General features: G+C 61.1%; 11 protein-coding genes, 1 tRNA gene and 3 pseudogenes. 5 read left to right on the forward strand and 10 right to left on the reverse strand.

Annotated features, from left to right (window positions below):
• Positions 1 to 205: 205 nt before the first annotated feature.
• Complete coding sequence (locus JQ507_07510) at positions 206 to 1984, reverse strand: acyl-CoA dehydrogenase (protein QRI71322.1); 1779 nt, start codon at positions 1982 to 1984, stop codon at positions 206 to 208.
• Between the two features lie 214 nt (positions 1985 to 2198).
• Here JQ507_07510 and JQ507_07515 point away from each other — a divergent pair.
• Positions 2199 to 2273, forward strand: a tRNA-Gln gene (locus JQ507_07515).
• A 192-nt stretch (positions 2274 to 2465) separates the two neighbouring features.
• Here JQ507_07515 and JQ507_07520 read toward each other — a convergent pair.
• Positions 2466 to 3776 carry a hypothetical protein gene (locus tag JQ507_07520; protein QRI71323.1) on the reverse strand — a complete coding sequence of 437 codons (1311 nt, stop codon included), beginning with the start codon at positions 3774 to 3776 and terminating at the stop codon, positions 2466 to 2468.
• Positions 3777 to 4998: 1222 nt separating this feature from the next.
• Here JQ507_07520 and JQ507_07525 point away from each other — a divergent pair.
• Positions 4999 to 6915, forward strand: a pseudogene (locus tag JQ507_07525) (ParB N-terminal domain-containing protein).
• Here the strand turns inward: JQ507_07525 and JQ507_07530 are convergent.
• The 3 genes and pseudogenes from JQ507_07530 to JQ507_07540 all read right to left on the reverse strand — a co-directional run bounded on the left by JQ507_07530 (position 6915) and on the right by JQ507_07540 (position 9520).
• Positions 6915 to 7172, reverse strand: a pseudogene (locus tag JQ507_07530) (helix-turn-helix domain-containing protein). The pseudogenes JQ507_07525 and JQ507_07530 sit on opposite strands and share 1 nt — an antisense overlap.
• A gap of 63 nt (positions 7173 to 7235) precedes the next feature.
• Positions 7236 to 8389 (reverse strand): IS3 family transposase gene (locus tag JQ507_07535; GenBank protein ID QRI71324.1). Its coding sequence is split into 2 segments (ribosomal slippage): positions 7236 to 8140 and positions 8140 to 8389, totalling 1155 coding nucleotides; the frame shifts between segments, so codons are not numbered across the junction.
• Positions 8390 to 8977: 588 nt separating this feature from the next.
• Positions 8978 to 9520, reverse strand: a pseudogene (locus tag JQ507_07540) (hypothetical protein).
• 349 nt (positions 9521 to 9869) lie between these two features.
• On the opposite strand from JQ507_07540, the gene JQ507_07545 reads away from it, so the two are divergent.
• Both JQ507_07545 and JQ507_07550 read left to right on the forward strand, forming a co-directional pair.
• Positions 9870 to 10730, forward strand: coding sequence for an SDR family oxidoreductase (locus tag JQ507_07545; GenBank protein ID QRI71325.1), 861 nt, complete (start codon positions 9870 to 9872; stop codon positions 10728 to 10730).
• Between the two features lie 260 nt (positions 10731 to 10990).
• The gene (locus JQ507_07550) at positions 10991 to 11194 is read left to right on the forward strand and encodes a tryptophan-rich sensory protein (protein ID QRI71326.1); all 204 of its coding nucleotides are present in this window, start codon (positions 10991 to 10993) and stop codon (positions 11192 to 11194) included.
• A gap of 1 nt (position 11195) precedes the next feature.
• On the opposite strand, the gene JQ507_07555 is transcribed toward JQ507_07550, so the two are convergent.
• From JQ507_07555 to JQ507_07575, 5 genes are all read right to left on the reverse strand, one after another.
• Positions 11196 to 12731: a cryptochrome/photolyase family protein gene (locus JQ507_07555; GenBank protein QRI71327.1), complete on the reverse strand. Its 1536-nt coding sequence runs from the start codon at positions 12729 to 12731 to the stop codon at positions 11196 to 11198.
• A complete protein-coding gene (locus tag JQ507_07560) occupies positions 12732 to 13421 on the reverse strand; it encodes a sigma-70 family RNA polymerase sigma factor (GenBank protein QRI71328.1) in 690 nt (229 codons plus the stop codon). It lies immediately after the preceding gene.
• 684 nt (positions 13422 to 14105) lie between these two features.
• Positions 14106 to 14603: a DUF427 domain-containing protein gene (locus tag JQ507_07565; protein QRI71329.1), complete on the reverse strand. Its 498-nt coding sequence runs from the start codon at positions 14601 to 14603 to the stop codon at positions 14106 to 14108.
• 38 nt (positions 14604 to 14641) lie between these two features.
• The gene (locus JQ507_07570; GenBank protein QRI71330.1) at positions 14642 to 16156 is read right to left on the reverse strand and encodes an alpha/beta fold hydrolase; all 1515 of its coding nucleotides are present in this window, start codon (positions 16154 to 16156) and stop codon (positions 14642 to 14644) included.
• Positions 16153 to 17472, reverse strand: coding sequence for a DUF3422 domain-containing protein (locus tag JQ507_07575; protein ID QRI73241.1), 1320 nt, complete (start codon positions 17470 to 17472; stop codon positions 16153 to 16155). The genes JQ507_07570 and JQ507_07575 overlap by 4 nt, the downstream gene beginning before the upstream one ends.
• 274 nt (positions 17473 to 17746) lie before the next feature.
• On the opposite strand from JQ507_07575, the gene hemC reads away from it, so the two are divergent.
• Positions 17747 to 18733: a hydroxymethylbilane synthase gene (hemC, locus tag JQ507_07580; protein ID QRI73242.1), complete on the forward strand. Its 987-nt coding sequence runs from the start codon at positions 17747 to 17749 to the stop codon at positions 18731 to 18733.
• Positions 18734 to 18737 lie beyond the last annotated feature (4 nt).

Consider the following 18737-nt stretch of genomic DNA (forward strand, 5'->3'; position numbering starts at 1 on the left):
GATCGGCACCCGGCTTTCCCTGCGCCCTCTGCTCAAGAGAGGGCGGAACGAACAGCAAGGCTCGGGCAAAACATGTCGCGAGAATGCGAGCGTATGACTCACCAGGCGTGCAACACCCTCACTGTCGTCCCCGCTTGCGCAGGCGGAAGCAGGGACGATGGTTGTGAATGTGGCGCGGAGTGGGATCGAGCGAGACGTGGAGCCCTCACCCCGCCAGCACGGCCTCCGCGCCGGTGATCGCCTCGGCGCTTTCGGTCACGGTCTTTTCCAGCGACGGCGCCTGCACCGAAATGTTCTCGGCAAAGAAGCGCGCCAGCGCGACGTAACGCTGCGGCTCGGCTGCGCCGTCCGCCTTGGCGGCGAGCGCTTCGCCGGCGAGCAGGCAGCCGCCGAGCGTGGCGCCGAACAGCCGCAGATAGGGCGTCGCGCCGGCGAGCGCATCGTTCGGCGCGGCGGCCAGCCGTTCGAGCAGCCATTTGCTGGTGCGCTCGAGCGCGGCGTGGGCATCGCGCAGCTTGGCGCCCGTGGTGCCGAACGCCGGATCGTTGGAGGTCTCGACCTGCTTGATGGTGGCATTGAGCTCGTCGAGCAGCGCCCACACCGAAGCGCCGCCATTGGCGCCGAGCTTGCGGGTGACGAGGTCGATCGACTGGATGCCGTTGGTGCCCTCGTAGATCGAGGTGATGCGGGCATCGCGGTAATGCTGCGCGGCGCCGGTCTCCTCGATGAAGCCCATGCCGCCATGAACCTGCACGCCGAGATAGGCGACCTCGTTGCCGATATCGGTGGAGAACGCCTTGGCGATCGGGGTCAGCAACGCGCCGCGCGCCGCGGCATCTGCGCGAACCTTGGCGTCCTTGGCGCGCACCGAGACGTCGAGCGCGACCGCGGTGGCGTAGCAGATCGTGCGCGCCGCCGCCGTCATGCTGCGCATCTGCATCAGCATGCGCTTGACGTCGGGATGCACGATGATCGGATCCATCCCGTCGCCCTTGTGGCCGACGACCTTGCCCTGGCGGCGCTCCCGCGCATAGGCCAGCGCCTGCTGATAGGCGCGGTCGGCAATGCCGACGCCTTCGAGGCCGACGCCGAGCCGGGCCTGGTTCATCATCGTGAACATGCAGCGCATGCCGGCGTTTTCCTCGCCGATCAGGAAGCCGATCGCACCGCCCTTGTCGCCCATGGTCATGGTGCAGGTCGGCGAAGCGTGCATGCCGAGCTTGTGCTCGACGCCGCTCGCATGGATGTCGTTGCGCGCGCCGAGCGAGCCGTCGGCATTGACCAGGAACTTCGGCACGAGGAAGAGGGAAATTCCCTTGGTGCCCGAGGGCGCATCGGGCAATCGTGCGAGCACGAAGTGCACGATGTTGTCGGTCATGTCGTGCTCGCCGTAGGTGATGAAGATCTTGGTGCCCTTGATGCGGTAGGTGCCGTCATCGGCGCGTTCGGCGCGAGTGCGCAGCGCGCCGACGTCGGAGCCGGCATTGGGCTCGGTGAGCTGCATCGTGCCGGTCCATTCGCCGGTGACGAGCTTCTCGAGATAGATGTTCTTCAGCTCGTCGCTGCCGTGGGCATCGAGCGCCTCGATTGCGGACAACGTCAGCAAGGGGCAGAGGCCGAAGGCGACATTCGATGCGCTCCAGATCTCGGTGCAGGCGGCGTTGATCGCGAGCGGCAGGCCCTGGCCGCCGAATGCTTCCGGCCCGGACACCGCGTTCCATCCCGCGGCGGTCCAGCGCTGATAGGCGTCGGGCCAGCCGGGTGCGGTCGTCACCTTGCCGTTGTCGAGCTTGATGCCGTGTTCGTCGCCGACCGTGTTCAGCGGCGCCAGCACGTCGGCGGCGAACTTGCCGGCTTCTTCCAATACCGCAGCGGTGATCTCGCTATCGAAATCGCCGTAGTGGCCGGCCGCCACGGCGGCAGCGAGCCCCGCACCATGATTGAGGGACAGCAGAATATCGTTGATCGGCGCGCGGTAGGTCATGGCGTTACTCCCGACGAGGCGTTTGCAAATCGTCATCCCATGAAACCGGCGGGCTCTCAACTGTCCGAACGGACATCGTACGGTCTGTCTCGGCCACCGCGGCGCTGCGTGACCGGAGCGGCCTCGTCCTGCGGCTTTCGTGCCTTTTCGATCACCGCCCTGTTGAAATGGCGGGACTCACCCTATAGACCGGCGTGGCCTTCAATCGGCGCGTTGGGGCGTAGCCAAGCGGTAAGGCAGCGGATTTTGATTCCGCCATTCGGAGGTTCGATCCCTCCCGCCCCAGCCATATTCAAAGCATTGATTTTGTTGGCATAATTGGCGTGGCTTGAGCAGCCATTTCGGGGCGTTTGGAAGCGAATTTGCCCCGTCATTTGGAAATCCGTGCCTATTTTGTTTCGGCAACGGTGCGCAACTGCGTCGAGTCGCGATCCGTGAGCGACGTTCAAAATTTGGCTGCGATGGAATAAGCGTGGGCTCGCTATGACGCATTCCGTCGCGTCACGCCGTCACCGCTCATCATGCTCGGCTCACCCGCGTTGGCATCTGCTTGTTCGAGTTGCTTCTGCGCCAAAAGGTGCGCGTGACGTTTGCGCGTTGCTGCCAGCGCCCGCCGCATCGTTTCTTTGGCGTAGCCACGATAGGCCTGCGCCGTTTTGTGTCCGGAGAGTGCACGGCCCTGACCGTCTGTCAGTTCGGCTTCCTCGAGTTCGGTCATGCCGCCGTGCCGGCAGGCATCAAGCGTAAACAGCTCCGACACGCCATCGATCTTCTTGCGCATCTGCTGCACGACCTTCTCCATACCAGGATAGGACCACACCTTGGCATCGCCTTTGCGCTCACCTCGTTCGATCTTGCGCATGATCATGGGAACACCGAGCCTTGGCAGATAGCCCAGGATTTCCTCGACCTCGGCGTAAAACTTGATGGCTTCGCCGTCGACGATCTCTTCGAGAGGATGCCAGACCAACGACTTGTTCTTATGGTGTTCAATCCTCACCGCGTGCGGCCAGTTCTTGCTACGATAATCCGGCCAGCTCGGAAACCCGGCGACCACGTTCTCGGGCCGCTGCAGCCACTCAAAGCAAATGACAGCGACGGCTGCCGGCTCCGGCCGAGCCTCCTTGATGCAGCCCCAGGCAAATTTGTAGACTTCTTCGCGGGTGACCGCGTGCTTCTTGCTCTTCGTGCGGCTCTTGAGCGTGAAATCGTCCCAAGGGTTGGGATGCTTCTTGTCGAACAAGTCCGGATGTAGGCGTCGCATGATGCGCCAGACCTTGCGGCAGAGGGCCACCACCTTCTCGCCTTGCCGCAGCCTCAGCCCGTTCGGGCCGTGAATGATCCTCTCGTATATTTTGTCGGCAGCTCGCGGTGTAACCTCTCTGATCTGCCGTTCTCCGATTCGGCGCTCGCTCTTTCCGACCGTATCGCAGATCAGTAGCATGATACGCTCGTAGTCTGGACGCGAACGGGGTGACACCTTCTCGGTGTAGGCCTTCTCGGTCTTGTATTGCCGAAACAGCCAATCGATGCTGCCGTAGCGTGCAATCTTGCCTTGCTCGATGGGTTCGCCCCTGCGCTGGCCGTTCCATTCATCGAACAATGCATTGAGCGTGGCGGCGCGTCCGCCTTTGCTGTCATCGCCGCACGCCGCCTCGTAGTTCGTACCCAATGGCTCATTCGCCATCTCGCAGCCGAGCCTGCGGTAATGCGTCGGGATGCGGAAATAGAAGCCGATCGATCCACTAGCTAACCGGCGCGCTTCGACGAACCGCGGAAGCCGGCGCTCCAAAATCACAAATCCTCGGCGAGGTCGCCTGGCACGAGATCCGGGGCTATGGCCCGGTCCAGATCGTCTCTCAACCACAGCTGACGCCTTCCTTCCTTGATCCGTGGTTGAGGATACTCGATGCCGACTCGTTTGAGAAATGCTTCGACGGAAGATTCTCCGCAATATCCTGCTGCGATTGCAGCTGGCATACGACGAGGCCAAGAGCCGCTTGGGATGATGGAAGAACGTGGCATCACTGAACTCGAATACGCTGACGTCACATAAAGCAGATCATGAGCAATGCCAGGCAACGGCGATGGTTGGCTGCTCATAGAAGGCTCTATTGGTGCTTGTTCTACAGCGGAGCTGTTGATCGCAATCAAACATGGCGCGCTGGAATTGCTCAACTGCAAGCCAGGGAAAGTAGCTACATCTTCCGCCTAAGTCCGGCCGCCTGCGTTATCCAGGTATGAGTAGCCGCTGTTAGGTCAAGCCGATCATATTCGTGTTATTCGCCGCTGCGGCGGCCATTTGCATAAGCGCGCGCGGCTATCGCCGCGGTGGGCTCTCGTTGACCAAGCCGCGCGGCGTCTCGGCCGGCCGGCTTCGATCCCTCGCGCAGGTAATCGAGAGTATAATGTGTCGCTCGCCGGAGGCTCTCGCTCGCGGGCCCGCCGTCATTGCATGGCGGCGTCGTTATCACTGTCCCGCGCTCGGGTGCCATTTTAGACCGGTCTCGCAACTGCAGTCGCCTCGGTGCCCGCGGTCATTGCATGCCCGCGTCGCTATCACTGCCCTCTCGTCGGCTGCTCTTTGATTTGGTCACTCTTGGCTTGATTACACTTCCTTTGCTTTGCCCAGCAATCTCACGCTTGAGAGCACCACACCATTGCTATCACCTAACCACCGCACCTTCGGTGCGGCGACGGCCGCTTTGCGTCTTTTTTCTTGAATGAAGACATTGAAGGGGCGCTGCCCCTCGCGCGCGCCAGGGTAAAGCGCCGGCTTTCGCCGGCGCCGCCCCGAGCGGTCTCCCCGGTCTTCCGTGCTGCTTTCACGTTGTCGACTTTCGATGATTTGGCACACGCTTGTGCAGACCCGCTTCTCACGAAGCGGCCCTTCGGGCGGGCGATCCCCCTCCGCTCGGGTCGCCCTGGCGCTCGCTACCCCCGGTCTCGCCGACGGGCAGGGGTGCAGGCGCGTGGTGCGCCTTGCACCCATGGAAGCAAAAGGAAGTTTGATCATGTCGGCCAAAACATTTGGAATACCTTGTGGAACTGAGGTTCGCATTCCTCTCGGCAAGCTCAAGAAGTCGCCGAAGAATGCGCGCAAGACGCCGCACAGCGAGGCGGCAATCGAGGCGTTGGCGGCGAGCATCGCCCTCAAAGGCATCCTGCAGAATCTGGTTGTCGAGCCGGAGGCCGATGGCGAGGGGGCGGCGACGGGGTTCTTTTGCGTGACTATCGGCGAGGGTCGGCGGCTGGCCCAGCTGCTGCGGGTGAAGCGCAAGGAAATCAAGAAAAACGAACCGATCCGCTGCGTCATCGATACCGCGAACGACCCCCACGAAATCAGCCTGGACGAGAACGTCACTCGGGAAAGCATGCACCCGGCCGATCAGTTTGAGGCTTTCAAGAAGCTTGCGGACGAGCGTGGTTTTGGTGTGGAGGAGATCGCGGCGCGCTTCGGCGTCACTGCGCATGCGGTGCGGCAACGCCTGCGGCTCGGCGCGGTTTCGTCCAAATTGGTGCAGCTCTATCGCGGTGGCGATCTGACGCTTGAGCAACTGATGGCGTTTGCCGTCACCGATGATCATGCGCGGCAGGAAGCCCTCTATGAGCGCCTGCCCTTCGACCCGGATGCTGCCACCATCCGCCGTCTGCTCACCGAAACCCACGTGGCTGCCACCGATCGCCGGGCGCGCTTTGTCGGGCTCGAGGCTTATACGGAGGCGGGCGGCACCGTGCTGCGCGACCTCTTTACCGAGGATCGCGGCGGCTATCTGGAAGACGTCGCGCTGCTCGATCTGCTGGTCACGGCAAGGCTTGGCCGCGAGGCGGATCGGTTGCGGGCGACCGAGTGCTGGAAGTGGACGGAGCCCCATCTCGACTTTCCGCACGCCCACGGCATGCGTCGGACCTACCCGCATCCGGTCGAGCTGTCGGCGGAGGATCAGGCCGCGCTTGAGGCCGTTCAGAGCGAGTTCGACCGGCTGACCGAGCAGCATCAGACGGCCGAGGAATTGCCCGACGACGTCGACGCGCGGTTCGGCGAGCTGGAGACCGAAATCGATCGGCTGGAGGCAAAGCGGCAGGCCTACGATCCCGCCGACGTCGCGCGCGGCGGCGCCTTCGTGGTCCTCAATCATGACGGCGCTATCAGTATCGAGCGCGGTTTTATCCGTCCCGAGGACGAGAAACCCCACGCTGCAACGGGGCATGAAGGCGATGCTCAGGCAGCGAAAGAGGAGGGCGAAGGAGGCGTCGAAGCTGCGCACGACGGTGAAGAAGAGGAAAGTGCCAGCGACAAGGAGGGCGAGGATCAACGGCTGTCTGACATGCTCATTCGCGACCTCACCGCGCATCGCACCTTGGGGCTGCGCCTCAATCTGAGTGAGCAGCCGGAGGTCGCCATCGTGGCGGTGACCCATGCGCTGGCGGCCCAGATTTTCTATTTTGGGGCCAATGCTCATGTGGTCGGCATGCAACCGGTGAAGACGGATTTGGCTGTCCATGCGGCCGGAATCGAGGATACGGCGGCCGGTAAGGCATGGTCGGATCGGCATGCCAATTGGGCGAGGCAGATGCCCAAGGACCCCAGCGGGCTGTGGGAGTTCGTGGCCGAACTCGATCACGACAGCCGCATGTTCCTGTTCGCGCATTGCACGGCATTGACCGTCAACGCGGTCAGACTGCCGTTCGACCGGAGGCCGCGCGCCCTCGCGGCAGCCCGGCATTTGGCCGAGGCAGTTGCCCTCGACATGACCGGATATTGGCGGCCGACAGTCGGCAGCTATCTTGGCCGCGTCACCAAAGCTGGCATTCTGGAGGCCGTCCGTGATGGCGTCAGCGAGGAGGCCGCGGAGCGCTTGTCGGGCATGAAAACGACCGAGATGGCGGCCGCCCCCGAGCAGCTGCTGGCGGCAACCGGCTGGCTGCCGGTAGCCGGCGACACCTCGACCTCGGCTGCGATTTGCTTGCCGGTGTGGCGCTGCCGGCGCAAGGCCTCGATCGCCGTGCACGTGGCGAGAGGGGTTTGGCTTGGCGATGAAAGGGGCCTGGAGGAGCGATCTCGCAATCCCTCCACACCTTCTGCGCGGAAGCGCTTGACCCATTTGGCGACCGTCTTCGGCGTCGTGTTGAACAGCTCGGCTGCGCCAGCCTGGCTTAGGCCGCCTCCCACCACGCTTTGGACCATCGCCTCTCGACCTTTGGGCGTCAAAGGCGCATTTGAGCTGCTGCCGGTTTGATGGACACCGGGTTAAGCTAATCCCACCCTGCGCTCGAACTCAACTGGGCTGAGATAACCGATGGTCGAGTGCCTGCGGGTCGTGTTGTAGAATCTTTCGATGTAGTCGAACACATCGGCTCGTGCCTCATCTCTGGTCCTGTAGATCTTGTTGGCGGTCCGTTCGGTCTTGAGCGATGAGAAGAAGCTCTCCATCGCCGCATTGTCCCAGACATTGCCGGAACGGCTCATGCTGCAGACCATGCCGTGGTCGGCCATCAGGCTCTGGAACTGCTCGCTGGTGTACTGGCTGCCCTGGTCGGAGTGATGCAACAGCGCATCCGGCTTGCCGCGTCGCCAGACGGCCATCAGCAGTGCGTCGGTTACGAGCTGCGCCGTCATCGCGGCGCTCATCGACCAGCCCACCACCCGACGTGAGAACAAATCAATCACCGCCGCGACATAGAGCCAGCCCTCGACGGTCCATAGGTAGGTGAAGTCGGCGATCCACTTCTGGTTCGGACGCTCGGCGACAAACTGCCGGTCCAGCAGGTTGGCCGGTACGGTGTCGAGCTGTCGATCGCCGCCATCCTTCGGCAAGCGCCGCCGCCGCGGCCGCGCCCGCAAGCCCTGCAGGCGCATCAGCCGCTCGATCCGGTGCAGGCCGCAATCCACCCCATCGGCGAGCAGATCGCGCCAGACCCGGCGAGCGCCATAGGTGCGGTCGCTGGCGGTGAAGCTGGTCTTGACCTTGCCGCCCAGCTCCTCGTCGCTGCGGGACCTGGCGCTGGGAGAACGGTTCATCCAGGCATGGAAGCCCGACCGCGATACCCCCAGCACATCGCATAGCCATGCCACCGGCCAGATCGTCCGGTGCTTCGCGATAAAGACGAACTTCATGTCGCTTCCTTCGCGAAGTAGGCTGCGGCCTTTTTTAGGATGTCCCGCTCGGCCTTCAGCCTGGCGACCTCACGGCGCAGCCGCTCGATCTCCTGCTGCTCGGGCTTCATCTGGCCTTGGCCGGGAAAGGCCTGCACAGGGTCGGAGCTGAACTCTTTCACCCATTTGCGCAGAACGTTCTCATGAACATCCAGGTCGCGCCCGGCCTGCGCCACCGACACCCCACGCTCCCTGACCAGCTTGACCGCCTCGATCTTGAACTCGCGACTGAACTTCCGTCTCTTCATCGCCCACCTCCGCCTTCATGAAACACCCAATCTTGGTGTCCATCAAACCGGCAGCAGCTCAGTTGGCTAAAGCTCTCGGCGTAGGGGTTGGCGAACTATTGAAGCGATAGCGGTGACTGAATGCTCCGTTCGGGACGGTTGACATTTTGCGAGTACGGACACGAGGGTCACCATCCTGAACTTTCCATCGAGCAGCGGCCAATTTCAAGACGAGGCCGTATCTGGTCTCAATTGGCGGGGTGGCCCACTCGCTAAGAGAGCGACTTAGCGCAATTTGCGCTCGGGTCTCATTCGTCTCGATGGAGAACTAAAAGCTCACCACAAGCCTTTAAAGGCGATCGGTGAGCTATGCGGCGGCAGAGCGAATGAGCCGCCCTACGCACCGCTTTCCCTCGGATGGGCACGGGACAGCCGCGGGACGATCGAGAGCTAAGTCAACCCGAACGCCCACTGCCCGGTCTGCGGATGTCCGGTCTACTTCTGCCACAGTCCGCGCCTTCGACGACTTGATCTGGCCGTGGCCGAAACACCCCAGCACCCACAGCGCGCCGATGGCGAGGTCATTCCGCTATCTGGCGCGCAGACGTCTTGTGCCGCCAGAAGCGCCGAGCAGAACAACCCGATAACGGCGATCAGTGCTGCCGCGCTCATTCCGTTCAGGGCGACGAGGCTTGAATAGTCAGACGTCAACATCAACGGTCGACCTAGATGGGCATCGATGAAGAGATAGGTGATGAAGGGTAATGCCGCGACGATCGCAGCCTTCAGGCGTTCGTCCGGCCGAAACAAGATCGTGCCAAGCAGCGCGCAGGGGATCAGGAATAGCTCGACTCCCGACGCAGCACCGAACAGCTTGACGCAGAACGCGGTGTTTGCCACTCCGACTAGCGGAAGCAGCACGCGACCTGCCAGCGAATGCCGCTTAGCCAGCGCAGGCACGGCGAGGAAGACCGGTGTCGTCAACAGGGTCAGCCATGCCGGCCAGGCCGCCGGCCCAACGATCGCGTGCATATAGAGCGGATAGAAAGGCTGGTTGAAAGCCACCATAAGCGCAGTCTTGCCGGCCAGTGAGCAGCGCGGTTCCGGGTGATCCGAATAACTGCCAAGCCGAGTCGCAATGTTTTTAATCATGCCACAAACACCGAAATTTTTCATAACCGCGCGCAAAACGTCGCAATCATTTCCGTAACGACTGCGTGCTGGAAGCGGATCACCAGCTTCGAAGCGGACGACTGGCGTTGACCGCGGAGCATTTGATGCCAATCTTCATATTTGCGCGATATTTTGAGAGAGATTAATCTCGGAAAGGTGTAATCTAGAGAAAATGAAAGTCCAAGTGCCCGGCGGATAACTGTGATTCAGCTCATCGCTCCGCCGATCAAACCAGCGATGCACATCTGACAGGATTTTCGCCCGAACATATTCAAATTCGGCAAGTTGGCTGGATGAACTGGGTTACGTGCTGAAGTATAGTGCGCGCATGAAAGTCTTGGTGTTCGGCCTTGGTTACTCAGCTTTGCATATCTCGTATGCTCTACAGCGTGCGGGGTGCGAGGTCACCGCAACGGTGCGTTCGCGCGCGAAGGCCATTGGTTTGATTCAGGCGCGCATTGCGGCGCGAGTTTTTTCATCTGACCATATCGATGAGCAGATCGCTGAGGATGTCAGATCGAGCGACGCTGTTTTGGTCTCGGTACCGCCCGGAGAGTGTGGTGATCCGGTGCTCGAATCCTTTTCGGGCTATATCGCCGAAGCGTCGAAATTGCGTTGGGTTGGCTATCTTTCCACGGTCGCCGTATACGGTGACCAAGCCGGCGGTTGGGTCGATGAGCGGACGGCGACCGAGCCTGGAAAAGGCCGCTCGCGACTCAGAGTTCATGCCGAGAAGGATTGGCTTGCCTTGGGCTCTCACGTTTTCCGGCTTGCCGGTATATACGGTCCGGGCCGAAACCAGCTGGCGCAACTAGCGGCGGGAACGGCGCGGCGGATCATCAAGCCTGGCCAAGTATTCAACCGTATTCACGTGGCGGACATTGTCGCCGTGATCGAAGCATCGCTGGCGAAGCCGCGGCCGGGCGGAATCTACAACGTCTGCGACAACGAGCCGGCCCCTCCGCAGGATGTCGTGGAGTACGCGTCCAAACTTTGTGGATTGGATCCTCCGCCCGGTATTCCCTTCGAGAAGGCCGATCTCTCGCCGATGGCGCGCAGCTTTTATAATGAAAACCGTCGTGTGAGGAATGCTCTTATTCGAGAAGAACTTGGCGTGAACCTCAACTATCCAACCTATCGCGAGGGACTTGCGGCGTTGCGGGCGTCCGGAGAAGGACCAGGTCAGTAGCTTCTTACTCTCAAGTTTTTCCGCCGTGTTGTGTCGCCTACCGGCGCATACCTGATCCGTAAGGAAAATGATCGGTAACGTGCACGATCCGACCTGTTGGTTGCCTCGGCCTGGCGATCAGTCGGCTTTGCCATGGGCGTCTCTATGGCGCGATGGGATTTGGTCGAATCGTCATCGCGCTTCAGCCCTTTGTTTGAGCATGATCTTTCGGAAAACCGCTTCGCGCTTTTCCGGATCATGCTTTAGGTTCTCCGCGTGAATTGGAGCTGCCGCCCGATGTTGGCCATAGCTTACCGGCCGAGAAGCGCGTTGGTCATTATCGTCGAATGCTGGCGATCATCCTGGCTTTCATGACGCACCAATGGTCTCGTGATCGATTCTCGGTGATATTGTTCGAGCCCCACACACTGTGGGTATCTTTCGCCTCTGCTTTGAATGCCGGTCTCGTCTTACTGAACCCATGAATTACGGCGGTTTCGCCTCAATCTCGTCCGCGCGGCTTCTAATAGCCCTCAATTCGCTGCGATCCCTGCGATCAAGGTTTCGATAATGATTTGTCATTCGACCGTTGGAAACGAGCCGTTTGCGGTGCTTGGCAAGGAAATTCCAATAGAGGGTGGTGAATGGGCAGGCATCGTCCCCAACCGACTTCTTCGGATCGAACCGACAGTTTTTGCAATGATCGCTCATTCGGTTGATATAGTTGCCTGATGCGGCGTAAGGTTTTGTCCCCATTACGCCTCCGTCGCCGTATTGGCTCATTCCGAGCGTATTAGGTAGGGATACCCAGTCGATCGCATCCCAAAACATCGACATGTGCCAACGATGTACTTCGTATGGTGCGACGCCAAGCAGCAGCGCAAAAAGCCCCAACACCATGAGTCGTTCGATGTGATGGGCATAGGCATGATCGATGGTGTGCGCGATCGCGTCAGCGAGACATCTCATCTCGGTGTCGCCGGTCCAATAAAACCGCGGCATGCGAAGATGTGCATTCAATTCGTTCTCGTCGGCATAATGAGGCATGCGTTGCCAATAGATGCCTCGTACGTATTCTCTCCACCCAAGAATCTGACGGACGAAGCCCTCGATCGCATTGAGAGGAGCGTCCTTGCTCTTGAGCGCAGCTCCTATGACCTCGGCCGGCGTCAGAAGATGCAGATTCAAGGGGCCAGAAAGGCGTGAATGATAGAGAAATGGTTCGCCGTTTCTCATCGCATCCTGATAGGTCCCGAAGAGAGGAAGCCTTTCGGAAACGAAGTCGTCGAGTTGCTTGAGTGCTTGGGCGCGCGACACCGGGAGGTCGATCGTTTCGAGTCTACCTGGGCTGCCCACAAAGCGCTTTAAAACGAGATCGCGAACGTCTCTGCTGATGGGATCCATCCTGCAGGGTCTCACCGGAGGAATAACGGGCGGGTTTCTACCAAACGGCTTTCTGTTCTGCTCGTCGAAGTTCCAGGCCGATCCAATTGGCTTGCCGGTAGTCTGGTCCATCAATAGTCCGGTTTTCCTCCGCATATGGCGGTAGAAGGTCTCCAGGATATGTCCAGGATTGTCGCGCGTGAAGGCTGTGAAATCTTCCTGTGAGCTGAAGAAATGCCGGTCGCGTCGGAACTCAGGCGGTTGCGGAAGTCGCTTGAGCTTCTCGGCGATACGCCAGTCGCCCGGCTCCAAGACGATCGTACGCTCGGGGCTAAGCGACTGTTGGGCTCGGACGATTTCGGTTTCGAACGTTCCCGTGTTCGAGGGATCGTCGATGGCAATATAGCGAACGCGCCGCCGCCGTGCGATCATTTCCTCCCGAAAATGGCGCATCGAGGCAAAAAAGTAAGCTATACGAAGCTTATGCTGTGTTATGTAGGTCGCTTCCTCGTTTACCTCCATCTGCATAACTACGTCGAGATCGTGGTCGAACCCATCGAACGCGGCTGAATCCGCGTCAAGCTGGTCGCCGAGTACGAGGACGAGATTTCTGACCTTGAGCTGCGTTGACTGAACCATCTACAAGAGACCGATTTCGATCTCTGAACCTACGCGGTCTTCAAGTTGCTGTTCTCGTATGCCGTCAACGAGGAGAGCAAGATCGCCCAGCGCCATTGCCCCGATCTGCGCCCGTACCTGCAGCAGCGCGCGCCGCAGCCAGGTCTTGATGGTGTTGACGGGAACGCCATACTGCTCGGCCAGCCGCTGCCGGCTCTCACCGTAGAGATAAGCCGCGATCACCAGATGACGCCGGGTCGGGTCGAGCGTTTGCAGAGCGGACAACATGCTCTGCTGAAGCTTGACGGTGTCGCTTTCGTTTTCCTTGCTTTCCATGCTCTCCAGCGCCGTGGGTGTGTCGGCTGGAAAGTCCAGCAGGGCGGAATGGTCGCGATAGATTTCTCGCGACGGCCTTCGCACGGCGTCGATCGCGAGGTTTTTAGCGATCGTGATCATCCACATCATGGGCGAGCCCAACGCCCGACGATATCCGGCTGCGTTCAACCAGATGCGAACATAGGCCTCCTGCACGATCTCCTCCGCGAGATGCCGGCGCCTTACGACCACCAAGACGGTGGAGAACAGCTTGCGTCGCGTGGCCGCGTGCAGCTTTTCGAAGGCCGGCTCGTGGCCTTCCACCATACCCTGCAGGAGCTGCTCAAGCTCGGTCGGATCGGACCGCTCTATGCGGCAGTCGTTCATTGACGCCATGTCATCCCCCTCTGAGCTGCCCCGCAATTCCGTAAGATCTCAAGTTCTCCGACACACATGTGACTGTCAACTAGAGTTTACATACGGCTCTGACAATGCTGGGCGTGGCGCGCGAGAAAGCACAGAAATAGCGTCTTTTTTTAATTTTTCCCGGATTTGGGACGGGTGGAGCCTTTCTTTATGACGAGGTCCAATCGCTCCTATTGTCATCCCAATCGTACAATCGATGCCGCTCGTCCAAGGCGCGATCCAATCACCTGGATGATGTTATTCACTCTCGCGGCCACGACATTCATCATTGCCGGAAGATTCATCTATTTTCTGCGATCCCACCAACCGCGAAATCGCGGCAAATGCGCCTGAAGGCAACGGAAGTGGCGCGCGTCGCGCCGAGCGGGCTGGACCCGAACTAACTGGTTTCGCCGTCCTCGCGCTCGCCGCGATAGGCCGGCTCACGGTCGACTACAACGGCAAATCCCGCACCGAAGCCGCACAAGCAACTACGCCGGTTGGTGGCGCAAACACAGGCACGCCACAGCCGGTCGGTCTGATCCGCCGAAACTCTACCAGCCGATCAATCCCGCGACACCCGCGCTGCCCCGACCTCATTAAATACCGGGATTGGGCTCGCGAACAGTTCGACGAGACAAACGAAGTAGCGATGACCAGCAGGAGATTCGTACTCTACCATCCGCGAGTCCCTGCGCCGCCCTTGAACGGTCCGACGATGCGCGAGGTGATCCAGCCGCCGTAGAAGTCGCCTTCCTGAGGCTGCACGCGTTCGTCGTCCACCCAGCATTCATCGACGCGCGAAGCATAAAAAGCGATGTGATCCGCGATATCGGAAAAAGCAAGTGACGGCGAAGGGTAGCTCCAAGCTGCGCGTTCGGACGTCCGTCCATCGACATCAAGCGACCAGTATTTTGCGTGCCCCTTGAATTCGCACCACGAGCCGCCCGGCGCATCCATCAGATATTGTGGCGCGATATCGTCGGGCGGGATGTAGTAAACCGGCGGATGACTGGTCTCGAGCACGCGATAGCCCGCCGTCGTATCGGCGACTGTGCGTGCGTTGAAAATGACGCGCAGCCGTGCGCCGATTTTCTCCAGCCGCGGCGGACGGGGATAATCCCAAACTGACTCCTGTCCAGCCGCGGGTTCGATGCGCTTAGGTCTCCACATGTCTCGTCCACTCCAAGAAGGTGTCGTTCGGGCAATACTCATCGCACGATCATGGGAAAGGTTACGGCGATCGCCCATGCGAACAGCGCGCCGTTGGCGAGAGCGCCAGGAAACGGGTGGCGGGTCGCCGCGTAGCTCCAGCGGCTGATCAGCCCGAAGGCCGTAAACAGCAACAGGATCGCAGGCAAGATAATGACAAGGAAGAACAGTTTCATTGGGTCGAGCGCAACGGCAATGGCGAGCGAGGTCAGGAAACAGAATTTGGTGAAAGCGTACGCGCCGATACGGGACTCGCTACCACGTGTCAGCCATTCGTCGGCGATGAAATAGGGCAGCGTCCCACATGCGATTGCGGCGATCAGCGGCAGCCGGGCCGGAATCGGCAGGAACGAAAACACATAGGCGTCGATGGGAAGGCCGAAGGCCAGGACGTTGTAGGCGGACACGGCGGCGGCCGCGATCGCGGCGCGTGTCCAGGCGACATTCGTCGCAGTGGCCGGCGGTTGCTTGCTGCGCAAGTACACGAGTATCGCGGTCGAGAAAGTTCCATACACCAGAAAATGCAGCATCAGATAATCGCCAAGCAGGATCGGCAGAAAGTCAGTCGGCATCTTCCAGAGCAACAATGGGGTCACGATCGCGGGCAGCAGCGCTGCCGTCATCAGCGTCTTCCAGCGGAGGCTCGCGCCGACTGGGCGTGGGCTGACCTCCGGCAACAATGCCGACAACGGCCAGGCCAGTCCAACGATTCCGGCAAACACCAGCGCCAACCAGCGCCCGCGGCTGTCGACTTCCTCCTGCGGCCGATCGCCGAAGACCGCATTCAACCAGCGTGCGGCTTCGACCATGCCGTCATGACTGTAGAGCACGCCAATATGTTCGACGCCACGCGCCAGCACCAGCTTGCGCGCGGTGCCGTCGTAGAATTGCCCGTAAGTCTCGCCAGGGATTGCCGTGCCGCCGGTTGTCAGATTGACGATGCGCAGGCCCTCATTCCTGAGCATCGCAGGCTCCAGCGCGCCGACGATGACCAGCAGATTTCGCGGGCTGGACGGCGTAACCACGGGCGAAAACACGGATACCGCGACCGTCGCCTCGACGTCCGGTTGGGCCTGCGCGAACCGGACCACGATGTCGGACGCCATCGAATGTCCGAGCACCGCGAGCCGGCTATTGCTCCCTGGCAGTCCGCGAGCCAACGCCGCGACGTCGGTCAGCTCCTTCAGCAACGCGTTGGTGATCGTCAAGCCTTTGGTGATATCGCCATGCATCGGGACCGGGTTGCGGCCATGGCCGAGAAAATCGAAAGTCACGGCGATGTAGCCGTTGCGCGCAAGCGTTTCGGCAAACGGCTGCATTAACTGCTGCGAACCAGCAAAGCCGTGGGCGATCACGACGACAGGCGCGGGCAACGCGGATTGCCGTCTGAAGATCGTGACCGGAGTGTCGCTGACGACGGTCCGCGTGATGTTCAGGTCCCGGCTGCCTTCATGCAATTTGAAAAGCCCGATCAGGATCGCCGCGATCGCGATGAATCCAACAAAGAACCTCATGGATCTTCGCCGGCAATGTGCTTCCTGCGGATGCTGTGCACCGTCCACCAGATCGCAAAGCCGGCGACCGGAACGAAGGCGGCCGTCGCGACGCTGGGCTCGAGATCAATAGTGCCGCTGTCATGCGCCGCCTTGGCGATGTATCCGAACAAGCTCACCACGTAATAGGTGATCGCCGCGACCGACAGGCCTTCCACCGTAGCCTGCAGTCGCAGTTGCAGTCGCGTCCGCGCATTCATCGACTTCAGCAGCTCCTGATTCTGCTGTTCGAGCTCGACGTCGACGCGCGTACGCAGCAGGTTTGCGGCGCGTGCGAGTTTCAACGACAGGCTGGATTGCCGCGCCTCGGCGGTGACGCATGTGCGTAGCGCGGGCTTCATCCGGCGTGCAAGAAACGACGACCACGTCGGGAGGCCGCCGACCTTGCGTTCGCCAATGGTTTGCAGGCGTTGCTCGACGATCTCTTCATAGGCGCGGCTGGCGCCAAACCGAAACACACTGGCGGCTGCCCCCGCTTCGACCTCGGCCGCCAGGGCAGTCAGCTCGTCGAGCAGCTTGTGGTTGGCGGCGAGATCGCCGGCGCGGCGCATCTGGTCTGTGACCTCGACGAGGCGGCGCTCCACCGCTGCGATCGATGGCGACAGCCGTTGCGCTTCAGGCAGGCCGAGCAGCGCCAGCGTGCGATATGTTTCGAGTTCGATCACCCGTCGGACCAAAGCCCCGGCGCGGTCCGGCGACATCGTACGGTTGGCAACGAGGATGCGGACAAAGCCGGATGGTCCCGGCTGGAAGTCGGTGGCGTAGACCGCGGCGCCGTCCGAGTTCTCGGCCACGGCCAGACTGGCTTTGTCGAAGAGGCGTTCGGGCGCGGTTCGTTGCGGGTCCTCGCTCAGAAGATGCAGATCGACGGCCACCAGCAGCGGGCCGGGCTGCGCGAAGAGCCGCATTGGCAGCGCCAGCGAGGCCGCGTCCGGATGGAACGGCGCGGCCGCGGGATCGGCCGGCATTTCCCAGGTATAGGTCGTGAATTCGGAATGCTGTTCCCATCGCAGCACGGTGGTGCCGAACGGTGCACGATGATGCCTTTCGCCAGGAGACGGCGGCTGCAGCCCGCGCGACGTGCAGAATGCGATCAGATTGGCGCGGTCGGCCTGCGCACGTGCCCCCGACGTATCGAAGGCAAAATGCACGATGCGTGATGGCACCGAAACCGGTGTGAAAGGGCGAGCATGAACCTCGCCGAGTACGGCTGCACGCAACGGATGAGGTGTCAGCCGCACCGCTCCGCCGTCACCTATCAGGACATCCGCGCTCATCGCGATCTCGATTTCCGGCGGCTTGTTGCATCCGAGCTCCGCAGCGATAGGAGTAACACTCCGTCGTGCCCCGCAGAAGCAGGAAGAGATCGGAGTGCTTCGGCAAAAAAATCTGGCGCGCTGTGAAACGCCGGATGATTGGCTCGTATATTCTGCGATATTGTGTCTTGAATTGGCGTGTGCACCGCACGCTGGCCTTGGTTTGCATTCCGGCAACGGTTGGCCTTAATCTCTGCCCGCGGCGCGTCGTGCGGCTGCGGATTGGAGCGTGGTGGTGACAGTCTCGATGCGGATAGGCACGCGCAAGAGCGTCATGGCGTTGACCCAGACCGAAGATGTTGCGCAGCGCCTATCCAAGGCCGCGTCCGAATTAGACGTCGAGATCGTCAGGTTCGAGACTACCGGCGACGGGGATCAGACCAGCAAGCTTCTGGTCCACGGCGGGAAGGGCGGCGCCTTCGTGGCTGAAATCCGCGCCGCCGTTACATCGGGCCGGCTTCATGCAGCGATGCATTCGCTCAAGGACATGCCTGGCAATGAGGACACGCCGGGGCTCGTGATCGGTGCGACACTGCCGCGTGATCCGCCGACCGATGCGCTGGTGCTGAGGCCGGGCGTCTCTCTCGATGACATCAAGCGCTCACGTGGCAAGGGCTACCGGATCGGCACCAACGCTGTGCGGCGCGCAGCTTATGCCAGGCGACTGTTTCCGGACATCGAAGTGATCCACTTTCGCGGTGCGGCCGATACCAGAGTTCGCAAACTGGACAATCGGGATATGCAACGGTTGCCTCGTGGCGGCGAGGCGGGACCGGCCGATGCTTTGATCATGGCTCGATCCGGGCTCGAACGGATCGGCCTCGGCCATCGTATTGCCTGCGAGCTGTCGCCTTCGGAAATGTTGCCAGCAGTGGGGCAGGGTATCGTGGCCGTCGAGTGCGCGGTCAATGATTGGCAGACGCGGCGGCATCTCGCTCTGATCGACGATTCTGCGTCGCATCTCAGTTGCGATGCGGAGCGCGAGGTGTTGTGGGTTCTCAACGGCCACTGCAATTCACCCATAGCTGGATATTCGACCATCGAAGGTTCGCAGATGACGCTCACAGCCTCGGTTTTGGATGAAGCGGGCGGGGGCCAGTTCATCGAGGTGACCCGTTCGGGCGCTGCAAACCGCCCGCGCGAACTCGGTCGCGCGGTCGGGCTTGAGCTGCTTGACAAAGGCGCCGCCGACATCATTGCGCGAACGCGTCCGGAGCACTGAGAGC

The sequence above is a fragment of the Bradyrhizobium sp. PSBB068 genome, from assembly GCA_016839165.1.
In the GTDB taxonomy this organism is placed as follows: Bacteria; Pseudomonadota; Alphaproteobacteria; order Rhizobiales; family Xanthobacteraceae; genus Bradyrhizobium.